The organism is Bradyrhizobium genosp. A, from assembly GCF_049949275.1.
GTDB lineage: Bacteria > Pseudomonadota > Alphaproteobacteria > Rhizobiales > Xanthobacteraceae > Bradyrhizobium.
On sequence record NZ_CP188196.1, the window covers coordinates 907,525 to 927,659 of the forward strand.

Sequence of the window (20,135 nt, forward strand, 5' to 3'; positions counted from 1 at the left end):
CCGTTGCCCATGAGGGGCTAGCCGGCGCCTCAACAATAGTGTCGTCCCGGCCTAGTGCGCAAGTGCGCACGGGGGGCCGGGACCCATACTTCGCAGCAGCAGTCGTGGCTCGAGATCGGAATTGGCAATCTTCGCCAAACTCAATTTTGTGGTTATGGGTCCCGGCCTGCGCCGGGACGACAGCTGAGACGCGTTAGTGCGCGGCCACCATCAACTCTCGTAGGGTGGGCAAAGGCGCGGAGCGCCGTGCCCACCATCGTTTTCACCGCAGCCAGCTGGTGGGCACGCTTTCGCTTTGCCCACCCTACGGCAGCTGTGCTTGCTGCCGCCCTCACTCCACCCCGATCGTTGTCAGATCCTGGAACCAGTGCTGCGCCTGCACGAACTGCTTCACTTTCGGCGAGAGCGCGTGCGGGTTGGTGTCGTGGACGACCCAGACCAGCGCGGCATCGTCGACGATCAGCGCATGCGCCCGGGCGATCAGGTCGTCCTGCTTGGCGGTGTCGAAGGTCTGCTTGGCCTCGTTGATCAGCGCGTCAACCTTCGGGTTCTTGTAGCCGCCCCAGTTGACGCCGACCGGCGCGATCTGGTCGGAGGCGAAGAAGCGGACGATGGCGTACAAGGGATCGGAGGTGACATAAGCGATGTTGTTGGCGGTGATGCCGGCGTTCATCTCGTCGGCCGCGCCCTTGCGCCAATGCGTGTAGAGCGTCTCGAGCTCGACCACCCTAAAATCGATGTCGATGCCGATCTCCTTGAAACTCTGCTGCAAAAACTCGTTCATCGGCAGCGACAGCATCTGGCCGGTGCCGCCCTGCGCGATGATGAACGTGGCCTTCAGCGGCTTTGCCTTGGAGTAGCCGGCCTCCTCGACCAGCTTCTTGGCGGCGGCGAGATCATATTTGATGTCGAAGCGCGGCTTGCCGAACCACGGGCTCGACGGGTCGACCTGGCCCTTGGCGGGTTTTGCCAGCCCATTCATCAGGCCGACCACGCCTTCGCGATCGATCGCGAGGTTGAGCGCCTTGCGCAGCCGGATGTCGGTCCAGGGCGAGCCCGGCAGCACGCTCAGATGATAATTCCAGACATGCGGCGTGACGTTGTCGACGATCTTCATGCCGGCCGCTTTCAGCTGCGGCACGGCATCGGGCGCTGGCGTCTCGATCAGGTCGACCTGGCCGGCGAGCAGCGCATTGGTGCGGGTCAGCGCCTCCGGCATCGGCACCAGCACGATCTTGTCGACCTTGGGAATACGCTTGGCGTTCCAATAGTCCGGGTTCTTGCTGAGCTCGGCGAGCTCGCGCGGCACGAGTTTTGTTAATTTGAACGGCCCGGTGCCGGAGGGCTGGCTGGCGAACTTGTCCCAATCCTTGCCGAGCTTTTCATATTGCGCCGGGCTCGACACCAGGAACCACAGCATCTGATACGGGAAGAAGGAATCGACGGTCTTGGTGGTGATCTCCACGGTGAAGTCGTCGATCCTGGCGTAGCTCGCGACGGAGGGCAGGCGGGTCTTCACCTGCGCGCTTTGCCGTTTGTCGAATTGCGGCGCCTTGTCGTTGAGCACCTTGTCGAGATTCCAGATCACCGCGTCGGCGTTGAACTCGCTGCCGTCGTGAAACTTCACGCCTTTGCGTAAGCTGAAGCGCCATTTGGTCTTGTCGGTGTCGTCGACCTTCCATTCGGTGGCGAGGCCCGGCACCAGCTTCCCCGGGCGATCGGCGACGTCCATGTCCCACGCCACCAGCGGATCGTAGATGGTGTAGGCCGTGAACTGATAGGCGCCGGCGCCGCGGTCGGGCTGGCCTGTCGTCAGCGGAATATCCGCCATGGAGATGCCGTAGCGCACCACCGTTTCAGCGCGCGCCGAGATTGCGAACGACGCCAGCGCAAGCACGGCGAGACAAGTCGATAACCGAATACGCATGGCCCAAAGCTCCCAAGAAAAACTCAAGCGAAAAACTCAAGTGAAAACTCAAGCGAAACTCGAGGCCAAACGTGCAATCTTGATGCCAGAATAGGCAGCGCGTTGCCTTTAAGCCCACGCGATCACAACGACTTGTCGTCGCAGGGCAATTTGCAGAATAAGTTTCCCATTGGCATAGCCATTGCATACGTTTGCATCAAAATTAATCATCGAAAGCCGAAAGAGGGACTAAGGCGATGCTTATCAAGACAACGACACGCGCGGCGCTGATTGCGGCGCTGGCCTTGACGACCGCGGCCGCATGGCCGCGCGCGGCCAGTGCCGAAACCGTGCTGCGCGTCGGCATGACGGCTGCCGATGTTCCGCGCACGCTCGGTCAGCCCGATCAGGGTTTTGAAGGCAATCGCTTCACCGGCGTCACCATGTACGACGCGCTCACCAGTTGGGACCTGTCCTCCGCCGAGAAGGCCAGCGTGGTGATCCCCGGCCTCGCCACCGAGTGGAAGGTCGACGATGCCGAAAAGACCAAATGGACCTTCAAGCTGCGCCCCGGCGTCACCTTCCATGACGGCACGCCGTTCAATGCCGACGCGGTGGTGTGGAATGTCGACAAGGTGTTGAAGCAAGACGCGCCGCAATTTGATCCGAGCCAGGTCGGTGCCACCGCTACGCGCATGCCGACGCTCGTATCTGCCAAGAAGATCGACGACATGACGGTCGAACTCACCACCAAGGAGCCCGACAGCTTCCTGCCGATCAACCTCACCAATTTGTTCATGGCGAGCCCGGCGAAATGGCAGCACTTCTACGACAAGGCTGAGGGCGCCGACGCCAAGGCGAAGTCGCAGGCTGCGTGGACTGCCTTTGCCAAGGACGCCGCGGGCACCGGCCCGTGGAAGATGGCGAGCTTCACGCCGCGCGAACGGCTCGAACTGGTCAAGAACGCGAATTACTGGGACAAGGCCCGCGTGCCCAAGATCGACAAGATGGTGCTCGTGCCGATGCCGGAGACCAACGCGCGCACCGCGGCGCTGCTGTCAGGACAGGTCGATTGGGTCGAGGCGCCGGCGCCCGATGCGCTGCCCGAGCTCAAGCAGCGCGGCTTCAAGCTCTACGCCAACGAGCAGCCGCATGTCTGGCCGTGGCAGTTCTCACGTGTCGAGGGCTCGCCCTGGAACGACATCCGCGTGCGCAAGGCCGCAAACCTCTGCGTCGATCGCGAAGGCCTCAAGGACGGATTGCTTGCCGGCCTGATGGTGCCCGCGACCGGCACCTTCGAGCCCGGCCATCCCTGGCGCGGCAAGCCGACTTTCGAGATCAAGTATGACAAGCCGGCCGCGCAGAAGCTGATGCAGGAAGCAGGCTTCGGTCCGAACAAGAAGCTGACGGTGAAGATCCAGACCTCGACCTCCGGCTCGGGCCAGATGCAGCCGCTGCCGATGAATGAATATCTCCAGCAGGCGCTCGCCGAATGCTATTTCGATGTGCAACTTGACGTCATCGAGTGGAACACACTGTTCTCCAATTGGCGGCGCGGCGTGAAGGATCCCTCGGCAAACGGTGCGAACGCGACCAACGTCACCTATGCGGCGATGGACCCGTTCTTTGCGCTGGTGCGCTTCCTGCAATCGAGCATGGCGCCGCCGGTCTCGAACAATTGGGGCTTCATCAACAATCCCAAGTTCGACGAGCTGGTGAAGAAAGCGCGCCAGACGTTTGATCCTGCCGCACGCGACGCTGCGCTTGCCGAACTGCACGCAGCCTCCGTCGACGACGCGGCCTTCCTCTATGTCGCCCACGACGTCGGCCCGCGTGCGATGAGCCCGAAGGTGACAGGCGTGATCCAGCCGAAGAGCTGGTTCATCGACTTCTCGCCGATCTCGATGACGCCGTAACGATCGCAGCGAACTCGGTGCACCCTCTCCCCTTGTGGGAGAGGGTGGCTTCGCGAAAGCGAAGCCGGGGGGTCTCTCTCCGCGAGTGCCCCTCTCTCTTTTGGAATGATCGTACCCGCGGATAGAACCCCTCATCCGGCGCTTGCGCGCCACCTTCTCCCACAAGGGGAGAAGGGAAGAAAGAATCCGACGTGCTCGCCTATATCGCCAGACGCATCGTCTATGTCATCCCGATCGTCATCAGCGTGGCGCTGGTGTGCTTTCTGCTTGTGCACATCACGCCGGGCGATCCGCTGGTCGCGGTGCTGCCGGCCGATGCCTCGCAGGAGCTCGCCGCGCAGCTCCGTGCCGCCTACGGTTTCGACCGGCCGCTGCCGGTGCAGTTCGGCCTCTGGCTGTTGCGTGCGCTGCATGGCGATCTCGGCAATTCCATCGCCACCGGGCGCCCGGTGCTCGCCGAAGTCATGCGCGCGGTCGGCAACACCGTCACGCTGGCGATTGCGGCGGCCATCATCGGCTTCACCATGGGCATCCTGCTCGGCCTGATCGCCGGCTATTTCCGCGAAACCTGGATCGACAAGCTCGCGACCTCCTTTGCCATCGCCGGCGTCTCGGTGCCGCATTACTGGCTCGGCATGGTGCTCGTCATCATCTTCTCGGTCGAGCTGAACTGGCTGCCCGCGGTCGGCGCTGGGCCCAACGGCTCCAGCTCCTGGGCCTGGGACTGGGCGCATCTGAGATATCTGGTGCTGCCGGCGATCACGACATCGGTGATTCCCATGGGCATCGTCACCCGCACCGTGCGCGCGCTGACCGGCGACATCCTTTCGCAGGATTTCGTCGAGGCGCTGCGCGCAAAAGGCCTGCATGAAACCGGCGTGTTCCGGCACGTCATCAAGAATGCCGCGCCGACCGCGCTCGCGGTGATGGGGCTTCAACTCGGCTACATGCTCGGCGGCTCGATCCTGATCGAGACCGTGTTCTCCTGGCCGGGGTCGGGCTTCCTGCTCAACTCCGCGATCTTCCAGCGCGACCTGCCGTTGTTGCAGGGCACGATCCTGGTGCTGGCGCTGTTCTTTGTCTTCCTCAATCTGCTGGTCGACATCGCGCAAGCCGCGATCGATCCGCGCATCAAGCGGGGCTAGCGGGATGAGCCCGGCCGTTGCCACGCAAAAGCTGCGCTCCCTCCCCCGCGTGCGGGGGAGGGCCGGGGAGAGGGTTTCTCCGCAATCGAGAACCCCCCAGAGGATAGAACCCTCACCCGCGCCTTCGGCGCGACCTCTCCGGCAAGCGGGCGAGGTGCACAGAGTTCTGAGCTTGCACCGATTGTATCAATGCCCATCGGGGGCTAGCCGATGAGCGAGCTTCCGCTGTCTGCGACCAGCGATGCGGCGCTCCAGGCCGCGCCGGCCACCAAAGCGCGTGGCTATTGGGCGACCGTCGGCCGCCGCATCCTGCGTGACAAGGTCAGCATGGCCTGCGCCATCGTGCTGCTGCTGATCTTCGTCTCGGCGATCCTGGCGCCCTGGCTTGGTCTCGAAGATCCCTACAAGGGCTCGATGATCCGCCGCCTCCGCCACATCGGCACGGCAGGCTATCCGCTCGGCACCGACGAGCTCGGCCGTGACATGCTGGCGCGGCTGATCTATGGCGGGCGGCTGTCGCTGGTTATCGGTATCCTGCCGGTGATTCTCGCGTTTGGTATCGGCACCTCGCTTGGCCTCGTCGCCGGTTATGTCGGCGGCAAGCTCAACACCGCGATCATGCGCACGATCGATGTGTTCTATGCCTTCCCCTCCGTGCTGCTGGCGATCGCGATCTCCGGCGCGCTCGGCGCAGGCATCCTCAATTCCATCGTGTCGTTGACGGTCGTGTTCGTGCCGCAGATCACCCGCGTCGCCGAAAGCGTCACCACCGGCGTGCGTAACATGGATTTCGTCGAGGCCGCGCGTGCCTCGGGCGCGGGGCCGTTCACCATCATGCGCGTGCACATCCTCGGCAATGTGCTGGGCTCGATCTTTGTCTATGCGACGAGCCTGATCTCGGTCTCGATGATCCTGGCGGCCGGTCTCTCCTTCCTCGGCCTCGGCACCAAGCCGCCGGAGCCGGAATGGGGCCTGATGCTCAACACGCTGCGCACAGCGATCTACGTCAATCCCTGGGTTGCGGCACTGCCGGGTGCGATGATTTTTGCGGTCTCGATCTGCTTCAACCTGCTCTCGGACGGCCTGCGCAGCGCCATGGACATCAGGAACTAGCGATGATGAGAGAGACGCAGGTAGCCACGGCGCCGGTGCCACACCTCTCCCATAGGGAGAGGTCGGATTGCATCGCAAGATGCAATCCGGGTGAGGGGTTTCGCTCCACCGGGAATGCCGCGCCCCCTCACCCGCGCCTTCGGCGCGACCTCTCCCCGATGGGGAGAGGTGAAGGAAGGCGGCCATGAGCCAGACCAACACCTCTGTCACCATGCTGGAGCCGGTCGAGGACGTCGGCGGCGTCGCGCAGCTGCTGCTCCAGGTCAACGGCCTGACAAAACATTTCCCGGTGCGTGGCGGGCTGTTCGCCGCGAAGCGCACCGTGCGTGCCGTCGACAACGTCTCCTTCTCCGTCGCCAAGGGCGAGACCGTCGGCATCGTCGGCGAGTCCGGGTGCGGCAAGTCCACCACCGCGCGCCTGCTGATGCATCTGATGCCGCGCGACACCGGCGACATCATCTATGACGGCATGACCATCGGGCAGTCGCTATCGTTGCGGGAATTGCGCCGCGGCATGCAGATGGTGTTTCAGGACTCCTATGCCTCGCTCAATCCGCGCCTCACCATCGAGGAATCGATCGCGTTCGGCCCCAAGGTGCACGGCATGGCCGATAGCACGGCGCGCATCCTCGCGCGCGAGCTGCTCGGCAAGGTCGGCCTGCGCCCCGAAAACTTCGCCAACCGCTATCCGCACGAGATCTCCGGCGGCCAGCGCCAGCGCGTCAACATCGCCCGCGCCCTGGCTCTGTCGCCGCGGCTGGTGATCCTCGACGAGGCCGTCTCCGCGCTCGACAAATCCGTCGAGGCGCAGGTGCTGAACCTGCTCGCCGATCTCAAGCGCGAGTTCGGATTGACCTATCTCTTCATCAGCCATGACCTCAACGTCGTGCGCTACATCAGCGACCGCGTGCTGGTGATGTATCTCGGCGAGGTCGTGGAGCTCGGCCCGGTCGATCAGGTCTGGGATAGCCCCGCGCATCCCTACACACGCGCGCTGCTTGCTGCGATGCCGTCCTCCGATCCTGATCGCCGCACCGAGAAGCCGCCGATCTCAGGCGATCCACCCAATCCGATCGATCCGCCCTCGGGCTGCCGCTTCCACACCCGTTGTCCGTTTGCGGAGCCGCTCTGCGCAAATGCGACACCAAATCTCACCGCGGTCGATAGAATGGGCCACGAAGCCGCGTGCTACATGGCGATACCGGGTTCAGGCCATAGCCGCTCGCCCCGAGAGGAAACCGCATGACGAGACCAACGACAAAAGAAATCCAGGCGACCGCGCAAGTCGCGGGTATCCCTGTGAACGACGAGATCGCGACGCGCATCTCCAATTCCATCGGTCCTGCCTTCGAAGGTTTTGCGGCCATCGCCGGCACGCTGCCGTTCGACCTCGAGCCCGCGCTCTATCCGCTCGCGCAGACGCAGAAAGTGTCGAAATGAGCTCCGAGCCTGCATTGATGACGCTCACCGAGGTCGCGCGTGCGATCGCGATGAAGCAATTGTCCTCGCATGAGGCGACGCGCGCGCTGTTGCATCGCATCGCGCAATGGCAGCCGCATCTCAACGCCTTCATGTCGATCGAGTCGGAAGCTGCGCTGAAGGCGGCCGATGCCGCCGACGCCGAGCTCGCCAGGGGCGAGGTGCGCGGTCCGCTGCACGGCGTGCCGCTCGCGCACAAGGACATGTATTACGACGCAGGCAAGGTCTCGACCTGCGGCTCGCTAATCAGACGCGATTTCGTGCCGACCGTGACGTCCACGGCCTTGCAGCGGCTGAAGGACGCCGGTCAGGTTCGCCTCGGCACGCTGCATCTGGCCGAGTTCGCCTATGGCCCGACGGGCCATAACGCCCATTACGGCCCGGTCCGCAATCCCTGGAACGTCGCGCATATCACCGGCGGCTCCTCATCGGGGTCCGGCTCGTCGGTCGCCGCGCGGCTGACTTATGCGGCGCTGGGCTCGGACACCGGCGGCTCGATCCGCATACCCGCGCATTTCTGCGGCGTCACGGGACTGAAGACCACGGTTGGGCGCGTCAGCCGCGCCGGCGCGATGCCGCTGTCGCAATCGCTCGACACAGTCGGCCCGCTCGCGCGCACCGCGGAAGACTGCGCGCTGCTGCTGGCGCTGATGGCCGGCCCCGATCCTGAAGATTCGACCACAAGTCATGAGCCGCTGTCGGACTATGTGGCCGCGACCAAAGGCTCGCTGAAGGGCCTCAAGATCGGCGTGCCTGCGTCTTTCTATGTCGACGATCTCGACAGCGAGGTCGGACGCGTGCTGGACGAGACCATCGCGGTGCTCAAGCGGGAGGGCGCCGACATCCTCGCAGTCGAGCTGCCCGACCAGCGACAATTGTCCTCGGCGAGCCAGCTCGTGCTCGCGGCCGAAGCTGCTGCCTTCCACAAACGCTGGATGATCGAACGCCCACAGGATTACGGCTCGCAGGTCTTGATGCGGCTGCAGAACGGCCTCGCCGTTCCCGCCATCACCTATCTGGAGGCGATGCGCTGGCGCGGGCCGGCACTCGCCGCGCACAATGCGGCGACCGCAGGTGTGGACGCGATCTTCGCGCCGGCCTCGCCCGTGCCGGCCCCGACGATCGAGGAGAGCGACGTTGGCGGCGGGCCGAACGCGCCGGCGCTGTTGCAGCGGCTGACGCTGTTCACCCGTCCCGTGAACTTCCTCGGCCTGCCGTCGCTCACCGTGCCCTCGGGCTTCACCAAAAGCGGCCTGCCGGTCGGCATGCAGCTGATCGGCCGCTCCTTCGATGAAGCGACCCTGCTCACCATCGGCGCCGCGTTCCAGCGCGTCACCGACTATCACGACCGGGTACCCAAACTGCCGTCATGACAAAACTCGTCGATATCTCAGGCCTCAACATCCGTTTCACCGGCGAGCGCACGGTCTATGCCGTGAACGATCTCAACCTCTCGCTCGGCGACGGCGAGGTGCTGGGCCTGCTCGGCGAATCCGGTTCGGGCAAAAGCGTGACCTTGCGTGCGCTGATGCGGCTGTTGCCGAAGAAGCGCACGCAGATTTCCGGCAAGGTCAACGTCATGGGGCGTGACGTGCTCGCGATGAACGACGAGGAACTGTCGTCGTTCCGCGGCCAGACCGTCTCGATGATTTTTCAGGAGCCGGCACTGGCGCTCGACCCGGTCTATACCATCGGCGCGCAGATCGCCGAAAGCGTCGTGCGCCACGAAGGCAAAAGCTACGCGGAGGGCCGCGCGCGGGCGCTGGAGATGCTCGAGGTCGTGCGCATTCCCTCGGCCAGGCGGCGGCTCGATGCCTATCCGCACGAAATGTCCGGCGGCATGCGTCAGCGCGCGATGATTGCGCTGGCGCTCGCCTGCCGGCCAAAAATCCTGCTCGCGGACGAGCCGACCACGGCGCTCGATGCCACCGTGCAGATCCAGATCCTGCTGCTGCTGCGCGAGCTGCAACGCGAGTTCGGCATGTCGGTCATCTTCGTCACCCACGACATTGGTGTTGCGATCGAGATCTGCGACCGCGTTGCGGTGATGTATGCCGGCCAGATCGTGGAGCAGGGCAGTCTGCGCGACATCGTCCGCTCGCCGGTCCACCCTTATGCCAAGGGCCTGCTCGCCTCGACCATCCACGGCGCCAAGCGGGGCGCCCGCCTCGAGACCATTCCCGGCACCCCGCCATCGCTGGCCGAAAAGCCCCGCAACTGCTCCTTCGCTCCCCGCTGCAAGCTCGCCGAGGCGCGCTGCCTGGAGCAATTGCCGCCGAATGTGGAGGTCGGGTCGGGCCGGGCGGCGCGGTGTGTGCTGGCGGAGCCGGTGTCGGCGACGTAGCCTTTCGAAATTCAGCGCAGCTATCGCCCCAAGCACACTGCGCTCTCTCCCACCTTGCGGGGAGGGAATGATAGAGCAGTGCGTCCCTCACTTTGCGGAATGCGCGCTTCTTCAAAAATCCTCTGCGCCAACACCCAGTTGTCACAATCCACCACGCGCATCCCGGCGAAGGCATTTCTACTGTGCATGGGGTTGTTTTCGCGATTCTTGTTTGAGGGGTCTCTCCGGGACCACTATTCAGACCCCATTCATCCCGGTTCCGGTTCCATGGGCCCGTTCACGGAGAGGGACTTCCACTTATGTATATTTCTGGCCAAAGCCTCATCATCATCCTGTTCGTCGGCCTGGTCGCCGGCTGGCTCGCCGGCAAGGTCGTGCGAGGGAGCGGGTTCGGCATCATCGGCGACATCGTGATCGGCATCGCCGGTGCGTTTGTCGCGAGCTTCCTGTTCCCGAAGCTCGGCATCCATATCGGCGTCGGGCTGGTCTCGGAGATCATCTATTCCGCCATCGGCGCCATCATCCTGCTGCTGGTGGTGCGGCTGGTGCGCGGCGGCGGCCGGCTCTAGCGGGTTCTTGGTTCACCCATCGGAACCTTGCGCCTCTCCCCAGCGACTTGGGGAGAGGCGCTTGTCTTTGCCATAAAAAGTCGCAAAGACTGTGAGATACCGGACTTGCGCATCAGGCCATCCCAGGTAGATGTGGCGGGGTCGGGATTAATTCGATTGCGCTGCACGCGGGGGAGAACCCGATATTAATCCGGAGCGCGTACGCCTCGATTTGCCTTTGAATTCAGGGGTTTTGCCCCCTTACCCGAAAGAGATCAGACTGATGGCAGCCGTTCCCGGCCTCCGCCGTTCAGAGCTCGGTGACGCGCTTCGTGCCTGCCGCACGGCGTTCGTCGGCGTCGGCTTCATGAGCTGCATGATCAACCTGCTCTATCTGACCGGGTCGATCTTCATGTTGGAGGTCTACGACCGGGTGCTGCCGAGCCGCAGCATTCCGACCCTCGTCGGCCTGATCGTCCTCGCCGGCGGCCTCTATATGGCGCAGGGCGTGCTCGACATGATTCGCAGCCGCATCCTGGGACGGGTCGGCACCGCGCTCGACGAGGCGCTGAACAAGCGCGTGTTCGACACCATCGTGCGCCTGCCGCTCTTGGTCGGTAGCCGCAACGAGGGGCTGCAGCCGCTGCGCGATCTCGACAATGTCCGCTCGTTCCTCGGCGGCATGGGCCCGAGCGCGTTCTTCGACCTGCCCTGGCTGCCGCTCTATCTCGCCATCTGCTTCGCCTTCCACATCATGATCGGCGTGACCGCTTTGATCGGCGCCATCATCCTGGTCGGGCTGACGCTGGTCACCGAATTCCTGTCCCGCCAGCCGGCGAAGGAGGCGATGGGCCTTGCCGCCCAGCGCAATGACCTCGCCCAGTCCAGCCGCCGCAACGCCGAAGTGCTGGTGTCGATGGGCATGGCCGGTCGGCTCAACCAGCGCTGGAGCGAGGCCAACGAAAAATACCTCGTCGGCAATCAGCGTGCGAGCGACGTCGCCGGCGGCCTCGGCGCGATCGCAAAAGTGCTGCGCATGATGCTGCAATCGGCGGTGCTCGCGGTCGGCGCCTATCTCGTCATCCACCAGGAGGCGACCGCTGGCATCATCATCGCGGGCTCGATCCTCTCGGCGCGCGCGCTGGCGCCGGTCGATCTCGCGATCGCGCATTGGAAATCGTTCGTCGCGGCGCGCCAGAGCTGGCACCGCCTCAGTCGCCTCCTGGAACAGATGCCGGCGCAGGCGACGCAGACCCAGTTGCAGGCACCCGTCAGCCGCCTCTCGGTCGAAGGCGTCGCCATGGTGGCGCCGGGCGACCAACGCCTCATCGTCCAGGACGTCACCTTCGCGCTCGAAGCCGGCAACGGCCTCGGCGTCATCGGGCCGAGCGGTTCCGGCAAATCCTCGCTGATCCGTGCGCTGGTCGGCGTCTGGTATCCGGTCCGCGGCAAGGTCCGGCTCGACGGCGCGGCGCTCGACCAATGGACGTCCGACGTGCTCGGCCGCCACATCGGCTATCTGCCGCAGGACGTCGAACTGTTCGGCGGCACCATCGCGCAGAACATAAGCCGTTTTGATCCGGAGGCGACTTCCGACGGCATCATCTCCGCGGCCAAGGAAGCCGGCGTGCATGAGATGATCATCAAGATGCGCGAGGGTTACAATACGCAAGTCGGCGAGCAGGGCACCTCGCTCTCCGCCGGCCAGGCGCAGCGCGTGGCGCTGGCGCGCGCGCTCTATGGCAATCCGTTCCTGATCGTGCTGGACGAGCCGAACTCCAATCTCGACACCGAAGGCGACGAGGCGCTGACCCGCGCCATCCGCAGCGCACGCGAGCGCGGCGCCATCGTGATCGTGGTGGCGCACCGGCCCATCGGCGTCGAGGCGGTCGACCAGGTCCTGGTGCTTCGTGACGGCCGCATGCAGGCCTTCGGTCCGAAGGAGCAGGTGCTCGCCCAGGTGTTACAGCCCCGCGTCGCGCCGCCGGCGCCGATCAAGATCGTCAGCGAAGGCGGAGTGGCCAAACCATGAGCACGATGACGGTTGGCGGGACAAAGCCCGCCGCGACCAGGACGGTGCGGCAGTCGATCCGGTTTCACCTGATCCTCGGGATCTCGATCGTGCTGGTCCTGGGCGTCGGCCTCGGCGGCTGGGCATCGACGGTTCAGATATCCGGTGCGCTGATCGCGCCGGGCCAGATCGTGGTCGAATCCAACGTCAAGAAGGTGCAGCACCCGACCGGCGGCGTGGTCGGCGAGGTGCGCGCCCACGACGGCGACGTGGTCAAGGCCGGTGACATCGTGGTGCGGCTCGACGACACCGTCACCAAGGCCAATCTCGCCATCGTCACCAAGAATCTCGACGCCGCGCAGGCGCGTGCGGCACGGCTTCAGGCCGAGCAGCGCGGTCTCGACAAGATCGAATTCCCGGCATCGCTGCTCGATCGCGCCGAGGATCCCGACGTCAAGGCGCTGCTCTCTGCCGAAACCAAGTTGTTTGACGTCCGCGTCAACGGCCGTGCCGGCCAGAAGGCGCAACTCCGCGAGCGCATCCAGCAGCTCAACGAGGAGATCGAAGGTCTGTCCGCGCAGGAGAAAGCCAAGGACAAGGAAATTTCGCTGGTGCAGCAGGAGCTCACCGGCGTGCGCGATCTCTATGACAAGCATCTGGTGCAGATCTCGCGCCTGACCACGCTGGAACGCGACTCTGCCCGCCTCACCGGCGAGCGCGCGCAGTACATCGCCTCGCGGGCCCAGGCCAAGGGCAAGATCACCGAGACCGAGCTTCAGATCATTCAGGTCGACAAGGACATGGCGAGCGAGGACTCCAAGGATCTGCGCGAGACCAACGACAAGAGCGGCGAGCTGATCGAGCGCAAGGTCGCGGCCGAAGACCAGCTCCGTCGCGTCGACATCCGCGCGCCGCAGGACGGCATGGTGCTCCAATCGACGGTGCACACCGTCGGCGGCGTCGTCACGGCCGGCGATGCGCTTATGCTGATCGTGCCGCAGGCCGACGACCTCCAGGTCGAGGCCAAGGTCAATCCGGTTGACATCGACAAGCTCCAGATCGGCCAGAAGACGCTGCTGCGCCTCTCCGCATTCAACCAGCGCACCACGCCCGAGCTCAACGGTGTCGTCAGCCGCGTCTCGCCCGACGTCACCACGGATCAGCGTACGGGCCAGAGCTACTATACCATCCGCGTCTCGCTGTCCGCCGAGGAGGTCGCCCGGCTCGGCGACTCCAAGCTGATCCCGGGTATGCCCGCGGAAGCCTTCGTTCAGACCGGCGACCGCACCATGCTGTCGTACCTCCTGAAGCCGCTGCACGACCAGTTCATGCGGGCCTTCCGCGAGAAGTGACGCGCGAAAGCGTGTCATCCCGGAGCGCGCTTAGCGCGCATCCGGGATCTCGATCCCCATGCTCGATCCCGTAGGGTGGGCAAAGGCGCAAAGCGCCGTGCCCACCATTCCTTGCACGGCGACGAGGATGGTGGGCACGCTTCGCTTTGCCCACCCTACGGCACTTTGTTCTTTGCTATAGTTCGAACTCAGGTCCCATCAAACCCGGCGTTCGAACAATGCAGACCCCGCCCTCCATCGCCACGAAATCCTTCTCCGATGCTGGCCTCGCCGTCGCCCGTCTCGAAGAGATCTACGAGCGCAACACAAAGTTCCTGCGCGACCGGTTCGAAGCCTATGTCATCGGCGAGGCGATCACGACGCGGGTGCGGGCCTATTATCCCTTCGTCCGCCTCACCACCGCGACGCATGCGCGGCTGGACTCGCGTCTCTCCTATGGTTTCGTCGCGGGACCAGGCGTGCACGAGACCAGCGTGACGCGGCCGGATCTGTTCCGCGCCTATCTCACCGAGCAGATCGGCCTCCTGATTCAGAACCACGGCGTTCCCGTCGAAATCGGCGAGTCCAACGAGCCGATCCCGATCCACTTCGCCTATCGTCGCGACATCAATATCGAAGCCGCCATCACCACCGGCGAGAATTCGCTCATTACGCGATCGCTGCGTGATGCGTTCGACGTGCCTGATCTCGCCACCATGGACGATTCCATCGCCGACGGCACCTTCGAGCTCCAGCCTGGTGCGCCCGAGCCGCTGTCGCTGTTCCGCGCCGCCCGCGTCGATTACTCGCTGCGCCGGCTCTATCACTACACTGGCACCGATTCCGAGCATTTCCAGAACTTTGTCATTTTCACCAACTACCAGTTCTATGTCGATGCCTTCGCGCAGCTCTGCCAGCAGCGGCTTGAGTCGGGCGAGGCCGGCCTCGAAGCCTTCGTCGCGCCGGGAAACGTGATCACGCGCGGCGGCGGTGCGACGACTGGAGATGCGCCCGCCCGCATGCCGCAAATGCCGGCCTTCCATCTGGTCATGCCTGGCTATCGTGGCATCACCCTGATCAATATCGGCACCGGTCCGTCCAACGCGCGCAACGTCACCGATCACGTCGCGGTGCTGCGGCCGCATGCCTGGCTGATGCTCGGGCATTGCGCCGGCTTGCGCAACACGCAGCGGCTCGGCGACTACGTGCTCGCGCATGGCTATGTGCGCGAGGACCACGTGCTCGATCGCGAGCTGCCGCTGTGGGTGCCGATCCCGGCGCTGGCCGAGATGCAGGTCGCGTTGGAGCAGGCGGTCGAGGACGTCACCGGCCTGGAAGGTTTCGAGCTCAAGCGCCTGATGCGTACGGGCACGGTTGCCAGCGTCGACAACCGCAATTGGGAGATCTCCGGGCCCGAGGTCATTCGCCGCATGTCGCAATCGCGCGCCGTCGCGCTCGACATGGAATCGGCCGCGATCGCCGCCAACGGTTACCGCTTCCGCGTGCCCTACGGCACGCTGCTCTGCGTCTCCGACAAGCCGCTGCATGGCGAGATCAAGCTCGCCGGCATGGCCAGCGAATTCTACCGCCGCCGCGTCGGCCAGCATCTCGAGATTGGCCTCAAGGCGCTGGAACGGCTCAAGCAGCAGGAGTCGGAGCGGTTGCATTCGCGCAAGCTGCGCAGCTTTGCCGAAGTCGCGTTCCAGTAAAGGACAACAGAACTGTCATACGAACGCTGATGTCTCCGCGCGCACGGCATCCCGGGAATATTGCTGCTGAGGCAGGGTTATCCATTCGTCCGGGGCCGCTTGAAACAGCACAGGAGATGGCGATGTTCACGAGGATGATCAGGCTCGTCACGCTGGGTACATTTGCGGCAGCCCTGTTGAGCTCGCCGGCGTATGCCGCGGGCGGCGGTGGTGGAGGCGGGGGTGGTGGAGGCGGTGGCGCCGATCCCTTTGCCAGTACCTATTCGGACCAGAAAGCGCAGCCACAGCCGGTTTATCCAAGGCGCCCGGGCACCAAGGCAACCCAGAAAGGCAAGAAGCCGAACAACCAGTCCAGCACCGACGATCCCGCATTCGCGACCGGCTACCGCGTGGCCTATGACACCATCTACGAGCGCAACGATTACGCGGCCGCGATCGTGCAGTTGAAATCGCTTGGCCATGACGACCATCCGAACGTCGCCAACCTCATCGGCTATTCCTACCGCAAGCTTGGCGACTACGAGCAGTCGCAGGTCTGGTACGAGCGCGCGTTGAAGGCGGATCCGAACCACGTTCTGACATGGCAGTATTACGGGCTGTGGCAGCTCGAGCGAGGCAACCGCGAGCAGGCGCTCTACCATCTCGGCCGGATTGCAGCCATTTGCGGGACGGATTGCGCGGAGTATCGATCGCTGGCCGCGGCACTGGAGAAGCCGACTGGGACTGCGCTCGCCTATTAGGGGCCGCGGCTCGTCTTGCGGCTCTTCTTGCGGCCAAGGTGACAAGCCGCCAGATTTTTTGCATTGTCCCGTTCGAGGGTGCGAACGGGACAATTGGATGCCGCTGGCGCGCGACAGGATCATCGGCCACGACCTCGAACGTCTGGCTTTCCGCTTCACCATGATGAATGACGGGGACGTCGTGCATTGCCAGATCAGCGATGCCGCGATGGACGAGCTTGCGGGTATGCAGGGTACCGAAAGCAGCGCCCGCCAGGCGCAATTCATGTCCCTGCGCGAGACGATCGAGCGGCTGGCCTCAGACCTCTACGACGAGGCGCCGCGATTCAAGGGCTACGTGGTGCGGATTTTTACGCGGCATTTGGGACGGTGACTGCCGCTCCACCCTCCGCTGTCATGCCCCGGCTTGACCGGGGCATCCAGTACGCTGCGCCCGATCGGTTCAATCACAACTGCCTCGGAGTACTGGATCGCCCGATCAAGTCGGGCGATGACAGTCGTGTTGGTGGCAAGACTGTCGCGACTCACTTCGGCGGCGCAGTAGCTCACCCCTCAAGCTTCCTCAGCAGCAGCTTCAGCGCCGTCGCCGCGAACATTTGCATATTGGCGAACCGGTCGTTGCCGCCGGTCTCCAGCGTCACTACCTCCGTAGCCGGCCCCGCAACCGCCATGCAGCTATGGCCGGCGGCGTCGCCGTAGCGGTTGCCGGTCGGGCCGGCTGCGCCGGTTTCGGACAGGCCCCAGTCGGAGTTGAAGCGGCCGCGCATCTGTTCGGCCAGAAGTTTCGCGTAGGGCTCAGAGGAGGAACGAAAGCCCTTCATTCCTTCGTCCGAAATATCCATCAGCACACGCCTAGCGTCGCGGGTGTAGACCACCGCGCCGCCGAGGAAATAAGCCGACGCACCGGGGACCGCGAGCAGGCTCGCCGCGATCAGGCCGCCGGTCGAGGATTCCGCGACCGCTACGGTCTGCTTGCGCGCGATCAGCTTTGCCGCGACCTGTTCCGCAATGCCGACGAGCTCTTTCATCTTATCACCCCTCATTCCTTCGCAACTGAGCTCAGCCTTCCTAGCATATGACAGAAGCCTTGGCCGAGTTGCGGGCGGAGGGCAGGCCTGCTTGAATGGTGGACAAGAAGCGGCCAAGTGCTGCCCGTGACAAGATACGACGAGGAAACGTGAGAAGGGAGACGTCATGGCGTCCCTGATCGCCGGCGGGGTGGATTGCGACGTGCATCCGGCCGTGCCGCATCTGACCAGCCTGCTGCCGTACCTGAACGATTATTGGCGCGATCAGGTGACGACGCGCGGCATGGTCGATCTCATCTCACAATCCTATCCAAAGAACTCGCCGATCGTGGCGCGGCCCAATTGGCGGCCCGAGAATGGCAAGCCGGGCGAGAGCCTGGAGGACATGCAGCGGCATGTGCTCGACCCCTTCCAGCTCTCGCATGCCATCTGCAATCCGCTCTACGGCGTGCAGATGGTATTTTCGGAAGATTTGCAGGCCGCGTTCTGCCGCGCGCTGAACCAATGGCTCGCGAAGGAATGGCTCGACCGCGATTCCCGGCTGCGCGGCTCGATCGTGATCCCGACGCAAAGCGTCGAGAAGGCCGTCGCCGAGATCGAGCGCTGCGCCCAGGACAAGCGCTTCGTGCAGGTGCTGATGCTGGTGATGGGCGACACGCCGCTCGGCAAGCGCGCGCTGTGGCCGATCTACGAGGCGGCGGAACGGCTCGACCTACCGGTCGGCATCCACGCCGGTTCCGCCTATCACAATCCGCCGACCGCGGTGGGGTGGGGTTCCTACCATATCGAGGACTATGTCGGTCAGGCCCAGGCGTTCCAGACCCAGCTTACCAGCCTGATTGTCGAGGGTGTGTTCGCCAAATATCCGCGGCTGAAGATGGTGATGCTGGAATCCGGCGTCTCCTGGATCTCGCCCTATCTCTGGCGGCTGCACAAATTCTGGCGCGGGGTGCGGATGGAGACGCCCTGGGTCGATCGCGCGCCGCTCGAAATTGTGCGCAGCAACATCCGCTTCTCGTTACAGCCATTTGATGCGCCGCCGGACGAAGCGACATTAATTCGCCTGTTTGATCATATGCAGTCCGACGAATTGGTCCTATTCTCCACGGACTATCCGCACTGGCAGTTCGACGGCCAGGACGCGCTGCCCGAAGGTCTCACCCCCGATCTCGTGCGCAAGATCATGATCGACAATCCGCATGCAACCTATCCCCGCCTGACTTAGCCCGCTGCCAAAGGAGGCAAGGCGATGAATATCCAGTTCCGCGAGAGCCTAGAGGCCGCTTCCCCCCCGACGACGAAAACCGCGATTGCGGACTGCGACATCCATCCGGCGCGCGCGACCCGGACCGAGCTCTATCCCTATCTCGCCAAACGCTGGCAGCATCACCTCGAGATCTACGGCGTCCATGCCTATCAGGGCATGATGGAAGGGCCGCCCTATCCGAAGGCCCAGCCCAATGCCTCGCGCCGCGATGCCTATCCGCCGGAAGGCGGCCCGCAGGGCTCCTCGCTCTCGTTCATGCAGCAGCAACTGCTCGATCCCAACAATGTGCAGCTAGGCGTGCTCAATCCGCTCAACTCCGGGCAGGGCATCCGCAATCACGAGCTTTCGGCAGCGCTCTGCTCGGCCATCAACGACTGGCAGATCGACAAATGGACGAGCAAGGACAAACGGCTGAAGGGCTCGATCGTCGTCGCCAATGAGGATGGGTTGTCGGCGGCCGCCGAGATCCGCGAGCGTGCCGGCGACAAGAACTTTGTGCAGGTGCTGCTGCTCAGCCGCAATGTCGAGCCGCTCGGTCAGCGCCGTTATTGGCCGATCTATCAGGCCGCGGAAGAGGCTGGCCTTCCCGTCGGCGTGCACGCTTTCGGTTTCGGCGGCAACCCGATCACGCCGTCGGGCTGGCCGTCCTATTACATCGAGGAGATGGTGGGACACTCGCAGTGCCAGCAATCCGCGCTGGCGAGCCTTGTTTTGGAAGGTGTGTTCGAGCGCTTCCCGAAACTGAAAATGGTGATGATCGAGGCCGGCTTCGGCTGGGCGCCGTCGCTGGCGTGGCGGCTCGACAAGGTCTGGCAGCGGCTGCGTAGCGAAGTGCCGCATGTGAAGCGGCCGCCGTCGGAATATATCCGCGAGCAGGTGTGGTGGACCACTCAGCCAATGGAGGACCCGGAGCGGCGCGAGGACCTGTTCGACGTCATCAACTGGATCGGCTGGGACCGTCTGCTGTTCGCAACCGACTATCCGCATTGGGACTACGACGAGCCGTCACGCGTGCTGCCGGCGGGCGTCAGCGACGCCAACCGCGAGGCGTTTTATCTCGGCAATGCCAAGAAGCTGTACGGGATCAATTGATGGCGCGGCATGTGATTGCCGCGGTCGATGAGTTGCCGCCCGGCACGCGAAAATTCCTGGAGATCGACGGACGGCCGATCGCCGTCTTTAACATCAAAGGCGAATATTTCGGCCTGATGAACCGCTGCCCGCATCAGGGCGCGGCGCTGTGCGAGGGCCCGCTGATCGGGCTCGCGCAGTCAAAGGATCCCGGTGAGATCGAATACACGAAACTCGGCGAGATCATCCGCTGTCCCTGGCACGGCTGGGAGTTCGATATCCGCACCGGCCAGTCCTATTGCGACCCCCGCCGCTTCCGCGTGAAGGCCTATCCGGCCCATGTCGAGCCGGGCGCGACCGTGGTGAAGGGGCCGTATGTCGCCGAGACCGTCACGGTGAAGGTCGAGAGCGACTACGTGGTGGTGGAGTTGTAGCTGCTCAGGCGGTGCGCTCCCTCGCCCCGTTCTTACGGGGAGAGGGCTCCCCACGCGAGATCGACGAGAAACCTGTACCCCCTCACCCGGATC

General features: G+C 64.2%; 18 protein-coding genes. 16 read left to right on the forward strand and 2 right to left on the reverse strand.

Annotation, left to right across the window (positions count from 1 at the left end; all coding sequences use genetic code 11):
- Positions 1–331 precede the first annotated feature (331 nt).
- Complete coding sequence (locus tag ACP2YP_RS04115) at positions 332–1,927, reverse strand: ABC transporter substrate-binding protein (protein ID WP_426422462.1); 1,596 nt, start codon at positions 1,925–1,927, stop codon at positions 332–334.
- A gap of 236 nt (positions 1,928–2,163) precedes the next feature.
- Here ACP2YP_RS04115 and ACP2YP_RS04120 point away from each other — a divergent pair, with 236 nt between their 5' ends.
- The 13 genes from ACP2YP_RS04120 to ACP2YP_RS04180 all read left to right on the forward strand — a co-directional run bounded on the left by ACP2YP_RS04120 (position 2,164) and on the right by ACP2YP_RS04180 (position 16,615).
- On the forward strand, positions 2,164–3,822 hold the full coding sequence (locus ACP2YP_RS04120) for an ABC transporter substrate-binding protein (RefSeq protein ID WP_426422464.1): 1,659 nt from the start codon (positions 2,164–2,166) through the stop codon (positions 3,820–3,822).
- A 191-nt stretch (positions 3,823–4,013) separates the two neighbouring features.
- On the forward strand, positions 4,014–4,967 hold the full coding sequence (locus ACP2YP_RS04125; protein WP_426422466.1) for an ABC transporter permease: 954 nt from the start codon (positions 4,014–4,016) through the stop codon (positions 4,965–4,967).
- A 210-nt stretch (positions 4,968–5,177) separates the two neighbouring features.
- The gene (locus ACP2YP_RS04130; RefSeq protein WP_426422468.1) at positions 5,178–6,080 is read left to right on the forward strand and encodes an ABC transporter permease; all 903 of its coding nucleotides are present in this window, start codon (positions 5,178–5,180) and stop codon (positions 6,078–6,080) included.
- A gap of 184 nt (positions 6,081–6,264) precedes the next feature.
- Positions 6,265–7,326: an ABC transporter ATP-binding protein gene (locus tag ACP2YP_RS04135; RefSeq protein WP_426422469.1), complete on the forward strand. Its 1,062-nt coding sequence runs from the start codon at positions 6,265–6,267 to the stop codon at positions 7,324–7,326.
- Entirely contained in the window at positions 7,323–7,520 is a 198-nt protein-coding gene (locus ACP2YP_RS04140) for a hypothetical protein (RefSeq protein WP_148754995.1), read from the forward strand. Before ACP2YP_RS04135 ends, ACP2YP_RS04140 begins: the two co-directional genes overlap by 4 nt.
- Positions 7,517–8,932: an amidase gene (locus tag ACP2YP_RS04145; protein ID WP_426422470.1), complete on the forward strand. Its 1,416-nt coding sequence runs from the start codon at positions 7,517–7,519 to the stop codon at positions 8,930–8,932. The genes ACP2YP_RS04140 and ACP2YP_RS04145 overlap by 4 nt, the downstream gene beginning before the upstream one ends.
- Positions 8,929–9,903, forward strand: a complete 975-nt coding sequence (locus tag ACP2YP_RS04150; protein WP_426422471.1) for an ABC transporter ATP-binding protein — start codon at positions 8,929–8,931, stop codon at positions 9,901–9,903. The genes ACP2YP_RS04145 and ACP2YP_RS04150 overlap by 4 nt, the downstream gene beginning before the upstream one ends.
- 299 nt (positions 9,904–10,202) lie before the next feature.
- Positions 10,203–10,472: a GlsB/YeaQ/YmgE family stress response membrane protein gene (locus ACP2YP_RS04155; RefSeq protein ID WP_426422472.1), complete on the forward strand. Its 270-nt coding sequence runs from the start codon at positions 10,203–10,205 to the stop codon at positions 10,470–10,472.
- Between the two features lie 262 nt (positions 10,473–10,734).
- Positions 10,735–12,483 (forward strand): type I secretion system permease/ATPase, encoded by a 1,749-nt coding sequence (locus ACP2YP_RS04160; RefSeq protein WP_426422473.1) that lies wholly within the window; start codon positions 10,735–10,737, stop codon positions 12,481–12,483.
- Positions 12,480–13,814, forward strand: a complete 1,335-nt coding sequence (locus ACP2YP_RS04165; protein ID WP_426422474.1) for an HlyD family type I secretion periplasmic adaptor subunit — start codon at positions 12,480–12,482, stop codon at positions 13,812–13,814. The genes ACP2YP_RS04160 and ACP2YP_RS04165 overlap by 4 nt, the downstream gene beginning before the upstream one ends.
- 218 nt (positions 13,815–14,032) lie before the next feature.
- Positions 14,033–15,502, forward strand: a complete 1,470-nt coding sequence (locus tag ACP2YP_RS04170; RefSeq protein WP_426422475.1) for an AMP nucleosidase — start codon at positions 14,033–14,035, stop codon at positions 15,500–15,502.
- 122 nt (positions 15,503–15,624) lie between these two features.
- Positions 15,625–16,242 carry a tetratricopeptide repeat protein gene (locus tag ACP2YP_RS04175; RefSeq protein ID WP_426422476.1) on the forward strand — a complete coding sequence of 206 codons (618 nt, stop codon included), beginning with the start codon at positions 15,625–15,627 and terminating at the stop codon, positions 16,240–16,242.
- Between the two features lie 97 nt (positions 16,243–16,339).
- Positions 16,340–16,615 carry a DUF1488 family protein gene (locus tag ACP2YP_RS04180; RefSeq protein ID WP_426422478.1) on the forward strand — a complete coding sequence of 92 codons (276 nt, stop codon included), beginning with the start codon at positions 16,340–16,342 and terminating at the stop codon, positions 16,613–16,615.
- A 172-nt stretch (positions 16,616–16,787) separates the two neighbouring features.
- Here the strand turns inward: ACP2YP_RS04180 and ACP2YP_RS04185 are convergent, their stop codons facing one another.
- Complete coding sequence (locus ACP2YP_RS04185; protein ID WP_426422479.1) at positions 16,788–17,270, reverse strand: CinA family protein; 483 nt, start codon at positions 17,268–17,270, stop codon at positions 16,788–16,790.
- A gap of 166 nt (positions 17,271–17,436) precedes the next feature.
- On the opposite strand from ACP2YP_RS04185, the gene ACP2YP_RS04190 reads away from it, so the two are divergent.
- From ACP2YP_RS04190 to ACP2YP_RS04200, 3 genes are read left to right on the forward strand one after another with little or no spacing between them, the layout of a single operon-like run.
- Complete coding sequence (locus tag ACP2YP_RS04190; protein WP_426422480.1) at positions 17,437–18,495, forward strand: amidohydrolase family protein; 1,059 nt, start codon at positions 17,437–17,439, stop codon at positions 18,493–18,495.
- 24 nt (positions 18,496–18,519) lie between these two features.
- Positions 18,520–19,629 carry an amidohydrolase family protein gene (locus tag ACP2YP_RS04195; protein ID WP_426422481.1) on the forward strand — a complete coding sequence of 370 codons (1,110 nt, stop codon included), beginning with the start codon at positions 18,520–18,522 and terminating at the stop codon, positions 19,627–19,629.
- Positions 19,629–20,042 carry a Rieske (2Fe-2S) protein gene (locus ACP2YP_RS04200; protein WP_426422482.1) on the forward strand — a complete coding sequence of 138 codons (414 nt, stop codon included), beginning with the start codon at positions 19,629–19,631 and terminating at the stop codon, positions 20,040–20,042. The genes ACP2YP_RS04195 and ACP2YP_RS04200 overlap by 1 nt, the downstream gene beginning before the upstream one ends.
- Positions 20,043–20,135 lie beyond the last annotated feature (93 nt).